Source organism: Secundilactobacillus yichangensis (assembly GCF_016861565.1).
In the GTDB taxonomy this organism is placed as follows: domain Bacteria; phylum Bacillota; class Bacilli; order Lactobacillales; family Lactobacillaceae; genus Secundilactobacillus; species Secundilactobacillus yichangensis.
In genome coordinates this window covers 17451-29276 of the sequence record NZ_BOLK01000001.1, presented here as the reverse complement: position 1 = coordinate 29276, position 11826 = coordinate 17451, and the positions used below count along the sequence as shown (strand labels likewise).

The window sequence follows — 11826 nt, the reverse complement described above, 5'->3', positions numbered from 1 at the left end:
GTCCGTTAGAGGATGTGGTCATCACTCTGCTGAACTAATTATCAAATGCATCTTTCATCTTGTCAAAGAAATGTCCTTTGCCATTGCCAACTTTTTCACCACTGGCCTCAGCATATGCCTTTAAGGCCATCTTTTGACCCTTGTTCAGGTTCTTCGGCGTCACGATGTTAACGGTCACTCGTTGGTCACCGTTACCGTTACCACGAAGACGCGGTGCACCTTTACCCTTCAAACGAAAGACAGAACCAGTTTGCGTTCCAGCTGGAATCTTTAGTTTGACGTTACCATGAACTGTCTGAACGTTAATCTCGTCACCAAGGGCAGCTTGAGTAAAGCTAATGTCTTTATCCAAGTAAATATCGGAACCATCACGCTTGAACACCTTGCTTGGCTTGACGTTAAACAGAATGAACAAATCGCCGTAAGGGCCACCGTTCTCGCCCGCTTCACCCTGATTTTGAAGCCGCATTTGCTGACCGTCATCCACCCCAGCTGGGATGTTGACTTCAACTTCATGCCGCTCTTCCTCGTGACCTGAACCGCCACAAGTTGGGCACTTTTCCTTAATTTCTTTACCGGTCCCATGACATACGGGGCAGACTTGCTGACTGCGCATCCGACCCAGTGGGGTATTGGTTTCAGTAGTCACATAGCCAGAACCGCCACAGTTATGGCAGGTCTCTGGGCTAGTACCTGGTTTAGCACCACTACCGTGACAGGTATGACATTGTGCTTGACGACTGTACTTGATCTTGGTCTTCTTACCAAAAATCGCTTCTTCAAATGTCAACGTCATTTCGTACTGCAAATCACGTCCTGGCTGTGGCGCGTTAGGGTTACGGCTGCGACCGCCGCCACCAAAGAAGGAATTGAAAATGTCTTCGAAACCGCCACCGCCGAAACCACCGGCGTCACCGAAACCGCCGAAACCACCGGCTCCGCCAGCACCAGCGCCGCCAAAGCCTTGCGGACCATCAGCCGAACCGTATTGATCGTAGTTTGAGCGCTTTTGTTCGTCACTTAAGACTTCATAAGCCTCAGTGATCTCCTTAAATTTCTCTTCAGCACCAGGCGCCTTGTTAATATCTGGATGGTACTTCTTTGATAATTGGCGGTAGGCCTTTTTAATTTCAGCTTGGGATGCATCTTTAGAGACCCCAAGCACTTCATAATAATCTTTACCAGCCATGTTAACCTCCTAAAAGTAAGCATTGCCTGCGTCTGTTTTTAAATCAGTTGCAATGCACTTGGCCTATTAAATGATTGTATTTATTTTAAATAATCATTTATACCAATAATCGTTCACTCAAGTAGAATAGCATAATTCCACCAAAACAAAAAGCCAAAGCCCGCGTTTGAGCCTTGACTTCCTGTTTGCTATCTAGTTAATCATTACTTTTTGTCGTCATCATTAACTTCTGAGAAGTCACCGTCAAAGGTCTTGCCGTCGCCCTTGCCATCATCAGTCTTGCCTGATTGGCCATCGGCTTTAGCACCATCAGCACCCTTAGCATCGGCACCACCGGCAGCACCCTTTTGGTCTTGAGCTTGTTGATAAAGTTTAACTGAAAGGTCTTGGACGATCTTGTTCAAGTCATCCTTCTTAGTCTTCATTTCTTCAACGTTGTTATCATCTTGGGCCTTCTTCAGAGCATCACGTGCATCCTTAGCCTTCTTGATTTCGTCATCGGAAACCTTACCCTTAACTTCATCCAAAGTCTTGTCAACAGTGAAGAGTAATTGGTCAACTTCGTTCTTCAAGTCGGCTTCTTCTTTACGCTTCTTGTCGGCCTCTTCGTTTTCTTTGGCTTCCTTCATCATCTTGTCGACTTCTTCGTCTGACAAGCCACCGGAACTCTTGATGGTAATCTTTTGTTCCTTGCCAGTTCCCTTATCCTTGGCCGAAACGTTAACGATACCGTTACGGTCAATATCAAAGGTGACTTCGATCTGAGGAACACCACGAGGTGCAGCTGGAATGTCAGTCAGCTGGAAGTTACCCAAAGTCTTGTTGTCAGCAGCCATTGGCCGTTCACCTTGCAGCACGTGAATATCAACGGCTGGTTGGTTATCAGCAGCGGTACTGAAGACTTGTGACTTGCTGGTTGGAATCGTCGTGTTACGGTCGATCAGCTTAGTGAAGACCCCACCCATGGTTTCAATACCAAGTGACAATGGCGTAACATCAAGCAAAACAACGTCCTTAACATCACCAGTCAAGACACCGCCTTGAATAGCAGCACCTAAAGCAACGGCTTCATCAGGGTTGATTGAGTGGTTAGGTTCCTTACCAGTCCACTTCTTAACGGCTTCTTGAACGGCCGGAATCCGAGTTGAACCACCGTTTAAGATAACCACATCAACGTCGTCGGCTGATAATTTGGCATCCTTCAAGGCGTTTTCAACTGGTACCCGGGTCTTTTCAACTAAGTCGGAAGTCAATTCGTTGAACTTAGCACGGGTCAAAGTGGTCTCCAAGTGAAGTGGGCCATTGTCACCAGCTGAGATAAATGGCAGGCTGATCTGCGTTTCAGTAACACCTGACAAGTCCTTCTTGGCCTTTTCAGAAGCTTCCTTCAGACGTTGCATAGCCATCTTATCTTTGGAAAGATCAATGCCGTTATCATCTTTGAACTGTTTGATTAACCAATCCATAATACGCTTATCGAAGTCATCACCACCAAGGTGGGTATCACCGTTGGTAGAAAGCACATCGAACACGCCATCACCTAAATCAAGGATGGAAACATCAAATGTCCCACCACCAAGGTCATAAACCAAGATCTTTTCATCAGCATCTTTCTTATCAAGACCATAGGCTAATGAAGAAGCGGTCGGTTCGTTAATGATCCGCTTAACATCCAAGCCAGCAATCTTACCGGCATCCTTAGTGGCTTGACGCTGAGAATCGTTAAAGTAAGCTGGCACAGTGATAACAGCTTGAGTTACCTTGTCGCCAATATAATCTTCAGCAAAGTCTTTGATGTACTGCAAAATGTAAGCAGAAATTTGTTCTGGCGTGTAATCCTTGCCTTCGATGTTAACCTTGTAACCTGCTTCACCCATATGGCTCTTAATTGAAGAAACCGTGTTAGGGTTAGTGATTGCCTGACGCTTAGCGACGGCACCAACGGATGGCTTGCCATCTTTGAACGCTACAACAGAAGGTGTTGTACGGCCACCCTCTGGGTTAGGAATAATTTTAGGTTCTTTACCTTCAAGAACAGCGACTGCTGAGTTTGTAGTACCTAAGTCAATACCAATAATTTTATTACTTGCCATGAATAATTTACCCTCTTTATTTTAAGTTTGATTCAAGCGATTGCGTTATTGCGCAACCATTACCATTGCCGGACGGAGAACCCGATCCTTCAAGCGGTAACCCTTTTGCAGAACCTTAGCAACGTGATCTTTTTGATCATCCGACTCTGCCGGAACCGTTTGGACAGCTTGGTGAATATTCGGATCGAACTTTTCGCCTTCAGCCTTGATTTCAGTCACACCATTACTGGTCAGTGCATCCATCAAATGCTTTTGAACCATTTCAATTCCCTTTTTTAGGGATTCGGCTTGCTCACCTTCAACTGGCGTGCTCAGCGCACGCTCCAGATTATCCAGTGCTGGTAAAATATCGTGTGCCAATTGCTGACCATCATACTTTATCAATGCAGCTTGATCCTTTTTGTTACGATTTTGAATATTTTGAATCTCAGCTTCAGCGCGCAGATATTGATCAGAAGTCTTGTCTAACTGCTTTTGCAAGCTATCGACCTGTGCGAGAGCCTTTGCCAAAGCATCCTTACCTGCGGACTTCTTATCTCCCGCTGGGGCTGATTGATCAGCTGACTTAGAAGCGTCAGCCTTTGGTTGTTGCTTGTTAGCCTTTGCGCCTTGCTCAGCGGACTTTCGCGTGTCTTTTTGCTTGTCCGCTGCGCTTTTTGCTGCTTGGTTTGTCTTATCTTCAGCCACTATAACACCCCTTTACTACTGATCAAAATAGCGATAATAATCGATGAGCCGTTGCGCTAGCTCCTGCCGGAAAGCACCAACTAAGCCAATCATCCGCGAATATGGCATCCGGGTCGGCCCCAGCAGTGCAATCACACCTTTGCCATGGTCACCAGCTTCGTAGGTGGCAGTAATTAAACTGTAGTCCTTCAAAATATCGTTGGTAATCTCGCTGCCAATCTTCACCTGAATGTGATCGGTAGGCTGACCTAAAACGTCAGCCATATCATCATTATGATCCATTAAGGTATACAACGACTTCAATTCATCTACGTCATTATTGTCTGAGAAATTCAGCAGGTTCAAACGACCGCCAACGTAGAACCGCTCCTGAGCAGCCTTTGTCAAAACGTCGCCAAACACTTTCAAAAATCCTTCAGGCTGCTGCAAATAATGTGCAACCTGCATTGGAATATCAGACTTCAGCGCACTCAGCACTTCGTCCAAGGGCTTACCGATCAACTGATCGTTAATCAGACGTACCACAGCCTCAAGCTGGTCACCGGTGATCTTCGTAGTAATGTTGAACGTTTGCGATTCAACATCGCCATTATCAGTCACCAAGACGGCCATCACTTGCCGCTTACCCAACGGGACTAACCGAAATCCACTCAACCGGCTTTGTTTATGTTCCGGTTTGAGTGAGAAAGCGGTATATGACGTTAAATTCGATAAAATTTTCGCCGATGTTTCAATAATCTCGTCAATTTTTAAAAATTGACCTTCAAGTGAAGACTTGATGATATCAATGTCGTTGGCTTTGATTGGATCCGGCTGAACCAAATGATCCACGTAATAACGATAGCCCTTTACCGAAGGAATTCGGCCAGAGGAAGAATGGGTCTTAGCAATCAAACCCAGCTCTTCCAAAGCGGCCATTTCGTTACGCACGGTTGCTGAACTGACATGCATCGGTAACTGTGCTGCTAGCGCCTTAGAACCCACAGGAACGCCACTGCTCGTATAATCGCGAACAATCGCTTTTAAAATCATATTCTGTCTGTCCGTTAACGTGATCATCACCTCTTTTTAGCACTCAAGTTACTCAAGTGCTAAGACACATATATAATGTATCAAACGCTGTTTTTTAAGTCAAGCATTCAGCTAACTTTTTTAGCAATTAATTCATTCGAGTGCTAATTTGGTGATTGGATGCGTTTTAAAATAGTCTTTTGTATCTTCAGCATCCTGTTTTAACTGTTGAACTAACCCATCAACGGAATCAAACTTTACTTCGCCACGCAGCCGGTAATCCCACTCAACGGTCACAATTTCGCCGTAAATGGCTTCCTTAAAGTCTAATAGGTAAGCCTCCACGGTCACTGGCCGGCCCTCACCAAAGGTAATATTACGTCCTATTGAGGTCATAGCTGGGTACCACTTGCCGTTCACTTTGACACGGGTTACATAGACACCGATACCGGGTAACCAGTATTTCGCATCGTGACTAATATTAGCCGTTGGAAAACCCAGAGTCCGACCACGGGCTTCGCCGTGCATCACCGTACCAGTGGTTTGATACCGGTAACCCAGCAAAGAATTGACGGTTCTAATATCACCCTGATCCAGGTTACGGCGAATACGGGAAGACCCAATTTTTTGCGCCTGCAGCTCTTTTTCCCTCACGGTGACGATTTCAAACCGGCCCTTGGCATATTCCGGCAACCGATCCATAGTTGCCACATCTTTCGGCCCGTACGTGTGATCATAACCGGCCACCACCACTTGAGCGTGAAAGGCAATCAGATAGTGATCGACAAATTCCTGCGGTGTTTGGGCAGCAAACTGGCTGGCGAAGTTGATTTGATAAACAATGTCGACACCCAACTGCTCAAAAAGTGCCATTTTCCTGGCGTTGACCGTCAAATAACGGTTTCGTTCCGGACTTAATTTTTGGTAAACCAGTGCGGGATGGTGGTCGTAGGTTAGCACCGCTAGTGCCAGCCCTCGCTCATCCGCAATGGCGCGAGCACGGTTGATCACCGCCTGATGGCCCAGATGGACACCATCAAAAAAGCCCATTGCCAAAACAACCGGCTGATCGATGACGTCAGCCGCTTTTAATGGATGATGAATTTGAATGACTCGCATATTATCGTCCCAACTTTCTACTTAGTACTAAACATTTTTAATGGTTTATAACGATTTTTAACACGCTGATACAAACACTTGATCTGGCCCTGATATTTCAGCGAAATGATCGTTGCATCCGTATTCACTTCATCTGGCAATAACCAGACGCCGTTTTTCACAACCGACCAAATTTCATCTGAAATCTCAATTGTTGGATACTGACTTAACACCCGGTCAATTGGATAAAGAAAGTCAACGTCATCGTTAGCGATTTGCTCCCGCAGTGTGTCTAATGACACGGTTTCGTCGATGGTAAAACCACCAGATTCAACCCGGGTCAGCGACGACATTACAGCTGGCAAACCTAAATCCGTCCCAATTTGAACGGCTAACGTCCGCACGTAAGTCCCCTTAGTGCAGGCAACTTCAAAATCAAACCGCTGTGTGCCAGCTGCGGCATCAAACTGACTGTCACTAGTCCGCTTAAAGGCCTTGATCGTAACGGTTCGAACGGGGCGCTCGACGCTTTGGCCGGAACGCGCGTACTCGTAAAGTTTGCGACCGTTCACCTTCACCGCCGAGTACATTGGCGGTACCTGTGACAGCTCACCGACCATCCCTGCCATAATCGTGTCAATTTGCTTGTCTGGAACCGGTTCGGTCATGGCAACTCGCTTCACTTCAGCGCCATCCAAATCCTCCGTTTCAGTCGCAAAGCCTAACGTGACACTGCCGCGGTAAACCTTTTTGTGGGTCATTAAATAATCCACAACCTTCGTTGCGCTGCCCACACAGATAGGCAAGACACCATCCACGTTAGGATCCAACGTGCCGGAATGACCAACCTTTTTCATATGAAGAATCTTTCGTACATGGTTCACGCAGTCATGACTCGTCATGCCGCGCTCTTTATATAGTGGAATAATGCCATCCATTACGACCGCTCCGTTTCGTATAAACTGTCTAACTTTGCTATTATATCACGTGAGGACCCCATAACGACACGAAAAAAGCCGGCCGCAGAAATTTCTGCGGCCGGCTTTTTGATTTAAAGATTAGAGTCTTCCCGATGTAATTTGTTGAGTAATTCATCGATGTGACTCCCATATTGGACGGATTCATCACGTTCAAATGTGAGTTCCGGTACCTTGAAGATATTCAAACGGGAACCTAATTCACTACGGATCAATCCAGTTGCTTTAGTTAATCCCTGAGCGGTTTTTTCACCATCAGAAGCTTTATCAGACAAGATACTGTAATAAATCGTTGCTTGTTGATAATCACCAGTAACGGTGACACCCGTAACGGTAACATCCTGTACTCGCGGATCGCGAACTCGTTTCAGCAAGATATCGTTAACTTCCCGCTGAATTTCTTGTTCAAGCCGTCCTACACGATAATGTGCCATATATCTAACACCTCGTTAGCTCTCTATTCTATTGGAACTTCCTTCATCACGTAAGCTTCAATGACATCACCGACTTTAATGTCGTTGTAGTTTTCAATGGTCAATCCTAATTCATGACCTTGCTTAACGTCATTAACGTCATCCTTAAAGCGCTTCAGACTGCCCAATTCACCTTCGTAAACAACCACTGAATCACGGAGCAAGCGAACCTTGCTGTCCCTTGAAATATGACCATCAGTGACCATTCCACCGGCAATCGTCCCAACTTTAGAGGCTTTGAAGATATCACGGACTTCAACTTCGCCGATGACTTCTTCTTTATAAGTTGGTTCAAGCTTACCCTTCATGGCGTGTTCGATTTCATCGATAGCGTTATAGATAACCCGGTGCAAACGAATGTCCACGTTGTCTTGGTCAGCTTGTGATTTAGCTTGTGGTGTTGGCCGAACATTGAACCCGATGATGATCGCGTTACTTGCTTCAGCCAAGGTAACATCACTTTCGTTAATGGCACCAACAGCTGTATGGATGATGTTAACACGCACACCCTCAACTTCGATCTTCTTCAGACTGTTAGCCAATGCTTCAACGGAACCTTGAACGTCAGCTTTAATAATGACATCAACTTCCTTCATTTCCCCTTCTTTCATCGTATCAAAGAGGTTATCAAGGGTCACTGTGTTCTTAGTGCGACGTTCTTCCATCAAGGCGTTCTTGGCCCGCTCTTCACCAGCTGCACGAGCGGTCTTTTCATCGTCGAAGACAACGAATCGATCACCGGCTTCTGGCACGTCGCTCAGACCAGTAATTTCAACTGGAGTGGAAGGCAAGGCTTTTTTAATTTCCTTACCATTTTCGTTTTCCATGGTCCGAACTTTACCAAAGGTATTACCAACCACGATTGGATCACCAGTATGCATGGTACCTTGCTGAATCAGCAAGGTTGCAACGGAACCCTTACCTTGGTCCAGCTTAGCTTCAATCACTGAGCCAGCAGCGTGCTGCTGTGGGTTAGCCTTTAATTCCATCACTTCAGATTGTAAGAGGATCATATCCAAAAGTTCATCAATGTTCTTACCGAACTTGGCTGAAATTTGGACAAAGATCGTGTCGCCGCCCCAGTCTTCAGGAATCAAACCGTATTCGGTCAGCTGTTCCATGACGTGGTTCGGGTTAGCGCCCGGTTTATCAATCTTGTTAACGGCCACAATAATTGGCGTCTTAGCAGCCTGTGCATGGTGAATGGCTTCAATGGTTTGAGGCATCACACCATCATCGGCAGCAACCACCAAAATGGTGATATCAGTAATATCAGCACCACGAGCCCGCATTTCTGTAAAGGCCGCGTGTCCTGGGGTATCCAGGAAGGTAATCGTCTTACCCTTATGCTTGACTTGGTAAGCACCGATGGCTTGCGTGATCCCGCCGGCTTCGCCAGCAGTGATATGAGAATGCCGTAAGTGGTCAAGCAGCGTTGTCTTACCATGGTCAACGTGACCCATGATGGTAACAACTGGTGGCCGGGATTCAAGGTGGTCGGTATTCTTAGACTCTTCTTCAAAAGTCTTATCAATATCGGCAACGTCGACTTCAACCTTTTCTTTGGCATCAATCCCGTAATCAGTTGCTAAGATCTCAATCGTATCCTTATCCAGTGACTGGTTTTGGTTAGCCATTACGCCCAGCATGAACAGCTTCTTAACGATTTCAGCTGGTTCACGGTGAAGAATCTTACCAAGATCTTGAGCATTCATCCCAACTTGGTAGACCAACGTTTCTGGTAACGCTTTGTTCTTCCGTTCAGGAGCACCCTTTTGGTGATTGGTTTCCTTGATCCGTTGGTTCTTCTTGCTGTACTTCTTAGCAAAGTTATTGCGACGTCGGTTATTGTTCCGGTTGTTGCGGTTATTCCGGCTGTTACGGCCATTACCGCTGTTTAAACTGCCGCCAAAACGCCCTGATCCGCCACGGTTAGAATTGTTGCTGCTACCGTTGCTTTGCGAGTGGTTGCTGTTTTGACTGCGGTTATTGTTGTTCGACTGTGACCGGTTGCTGTTACTAGATTGCGACCGGTTGTTAGACTGACCGCGATTAGTCGATTGACTATGGTTAGTCGACTGATTCCGGTTACTGGACTGACTGCGGTTAGCATTGGAATGGTTCTGACCATTTGAATGGTTGCTGCTGTTAGACTGCGACCGGTTATGTGCGGTTTGGCTGCTACTAGTACTTTGATGATGATCACGGTTCTGAGCTGGCTTGGCAGACTGTGCTGAATGAGCTGGCTTAGTCTGAGCTGACTGGCTCTTATTACTGGTAGTCGTTTTGCTACCCTTGTTTGAAAAAGTTTCTCGCAATTGGCGTTCCTCGTTACTTCCTAATGATGACATATGATTTTTAACGTCGAAGCCCTTTTCTTGTGCTTTATCAAGAATGGCTTTACTTGAGACGTTGAGTTCTTTAGCTAATTCGTAAATTCGCTTTTTGCCCATATCTTCACTCTCCTTTGGTATTAACTAGTTCAATTAACTTCCTAGCAAATCCAGGATCTTTTACGCCGTAAGCTGACCGGTTCATGCCGGTTGCCTGGCTAAGTTGTTCCTTTGTAAATGCGGTAATTAAGTCAACGTGGTAAAACGTGGCCTTATCACTTAACTTTTTCATGCTGCTGGGACCGGCATCACTGGCTAAAATCACCACTGAAATGCTCTGGTTCCGAATCGCTTTTAAAACAAACCCTTCACCCGTCACTAACTGGTTAGCTCGGCGAACTAGTCCTAAAAGCTGTAGAAAAGGGTTAGGCTTTTCCATTTTCAAAGAGTTCACGACGAGCTTGTTGATGGTCCACGTAGTCCACCAGGTCATCGTAAAACTGTGAGTCGACTTTAGTTTCAAAGACTTTGTCAAAAGTCCGTTCCTTCTGAGCGCGTTTAGCGATCTCAACGTTTAAGGAAATGTAGGCACCGCGGCCCGATTTCTTACCCGTTGGATCAACGGAAACGTTGTTATCCTTATCGCGGACGATTCGAACCAAGTCTTTTTTCGGCGCCATTTCACCGGTCACAATGTCTTTTCTCATTGGTACCTTACGTTTCTTCATGTACGCTTACCTCCTTAGTCTTCAGTACCGTCATCCTCAGAAGTCTCTGGGGCGTCTTCAGTTTCTGAATCCGTTGCGGAATCAACGGTCTCATCAGTTGCCTGATCAGCTGTTTCATCCGCATCTTGATCACTTGACTGTTCAGTCTGTGAATCATCACTATCATCACTGCCGGACTTATCAAAAAGCGTTTCAGCCTCAGTTTCAGACTTGATATCAATCTTGTAACCAGTCAGCTTAGCGGCTAAGCGGGCATTTTGCCCCCGCTTACCAATGGCCAATGATAATTGATAATCTGGCACGATAACGGTACAAGCCCGTTCGTTGTTTTCGTCAAAAATGACATCGATTACTTCGGCTGGGTTCAATGCGTTAGCAATAAACTTAGCTTCGTCATCCGTCCATTCAACGATATCCATGTTTTCGCCGTCCAGTTCAGAAACGATTGCCTGAACCCGTTGCCCACGAGGACCAACGGAGGTTCCAACTGGGTCAACGTCAGGGTTATTCGAACGAACAGCCACCTTAGCACGGTCACCCGCTTCTCTGGCAATCGACATGATTTCAACGGTGCCATCGTAGATTTCCGGAATTTCTTCTTCAAACAAGCGCTTCAGCAAACCGGAGTCAGTTCGGCTGACGAACACTTGCGGTCCCTTAGCGGCGTTTTCTACCCGGGTAACGTAAACTTTAATCCGATCGTGCATCCGGTATGTTTCGTTAGGCATTTGATCCTGACGGCTCATAACGGCTTCCACATTACCTAGATTAACATAAACGAACCGGTTGTCCTGACGTTCGACTTCACCAGTAATAATTTCGTTTTCGTACTGGCTATATTGGTCAAAAATCAGTGACCGTTCTGCTTCACGAACCCGTTGCATGATAACTTGCTTGGCAGTTTGCGCAGCAATCCGGCCAAAGTTTTTAGGGGTAACTTCAAACTTAATGTCATCGCCTAATTCATACCCGCGACTGACCTGTAAGGCATCGTCTAGGCTAACTTCCAAACGGGAATCATAGACTTGATCGACAACCTTCTTAACTGCATAGACGTGAACATCGCCCTTTTTTTGGTCGAAGTTTACTTCAACGTTTTGCGCTTGACCGTAGTTGCGCTTGTAAGCAGAAGTCAGTGCGGCTTCAATGGCCTCAATCACAATTTCCTTTTTGATACCCTTTTCAGTTTCTAGTTGATCCAGAGCACCTATTAGTTCTTTACTCATTACGTATAGTC

The 11826-nt window shown here is 46.0% G+C and carries 11 protein-coding genes; all 11 read right to left on the bottom strand.

All coding sequences use genetic code 11. The annotated features are described in order from the left end of the window. Positions 1 to 34: 34 nt before the first annotated feature. The 11 genes from dnaJ to nusA all read right to left on the bottom strand — a co-directional run bounded on the left by dnaJ (position 35) and on the right by nusA (position 11815). On the bottom strand, positions 35 to 1189 hold the full coding sequence (gene dnaJ, locus JUE95_RS00135) for a molecular chaperone DnaJ (protein WP_203648270.1): 1155 nt from the start codon (positions 1187 to 1189) through the stop codon (positions 35 to 37). Positions 1190 to 1392: 203 nt separating this feature from the next. After that, positions 1393 to 3282, bottom strand: coding sequence for a molecular chaperone DnaK (dnaK, locus tag JUE95_RS00130; protein ID WP_203648268.1), 1890 nt, complete (start codon positions 3280 to 3282; stop codon positions 1393 to 1395). A gap of 45 nt (positions 3283 to 3327) precedes the next feature. After that, positions 3328 to 3969, bottom strand: coding sequence for a nucleotide exchange factor GrpE (gene grpE / locus JUE95_RS00125; RefSeq protein WP_203648266.1), 642 nt, complete (start codon positions 3967 to 3969; stop codon positions 3328 to 3330). A gap of 15 nt (positions 3970 to 3984) precedes the next feature. After that, positions 3985 to 5028, bottom strand: a complete 1044-nt coding sequence (gene hrcA, locus JUE95_RS00120; RefSeq protein ID WP_203648264.1) for a heat-inducible transcriptional repressor HrcA — start codon at positions 5026 to 5028, stop codon at positions 3985 to 3987. 105 nt (positions 5029 to 5133) lie between these two features. Next, positions 5134 to 6099, bottom strand: coding sequence for a riboflavin biosynthesis protein RibF (gene ribF, locus JUE95_RS00115; RefSeq protein WP_203648262.1), 966 nt, complete (start codon positions 6097 to 6099; stop codon positions 5134 to 5136). Positions 6100 to 6116: 17 nt separating this feature from the next. Next, positions 6117 to 7016: a tRNA pseudouridine(55) synthase TruB gene (truB, locus tag JUE95_RS00110; RefSeq protein WP_203648261.1), complete on the bottom strand. Its 900-nt coding sequence runs from the start codon at positions 7014 to 7016 to the stop codon at positions 6117 to 6119. Positions 7017 to 7129: 113 nt separating this feature from the next. Beyond that, on the bottom strand, positions 7130 to 7489 hold the full coding sequence (gene rbfA / locus JUE95_RS00105; RefSeq protein WP_203648260.1) for a 30S ribosome-binding factor RbfA: 360 nt from the start codon (positions 7487 to 7489) through the stop codon (positions 7130 to 7132). 23 nt (positions 7490 to 7512) lie between these two features. After that, complete coding sequence (infB, locus tag JUE95_RS00100; RefSeq protein ID WP_203648259.1) at positions 7513 to 9981, bottom strand: translation initiation factor IF-2; 2469 nt, start codon at positions 9979 to 9981, stop codon at positions 7513 to 7515. Positions 9982 to 9985: 4 nt separating this feature from the next. Beyond that, on the bottom strand, positions 9986 to 10300 hold the full coding sequence (locus JUE95_RS00095) for a L7Ae/L30e/S12e/Gadd45 family ribosomal protein (protein ID WP_089087961.1): 315 nt from the start codon (positions 10298 to 10300) through the stop codon (positions 9986 to 9988). Beyond that, positions 10287 to 10589: an RNase P modulator RnpM gene (rnpM, locus tag JUE95_RS00090; RefSeq protein WP_203648258.1), complete on the bottom strand. Its 303-nt coding sequence runs from the start codon at positions 10587 to 10589 to the stop codon at positions 10287 to 10289. Before rnpM ends, JUE95_RS00095 begins: the two co-directional genes overlap by 14 nt. Positions 10590 to 10603: 14 nt before the next feature. Beyond that, entirely contained in the window at positions 10604 to 11815 is a 1212-nt protein-coding gene (gene nusA / locus JUE95_RS00085; protein ID WP_203648257.1) for a transcription termination factor NusA, read from the bottom strand. Between the last annotated feature and the right edge of the window lie 11 nt (positions 11816 to 11826).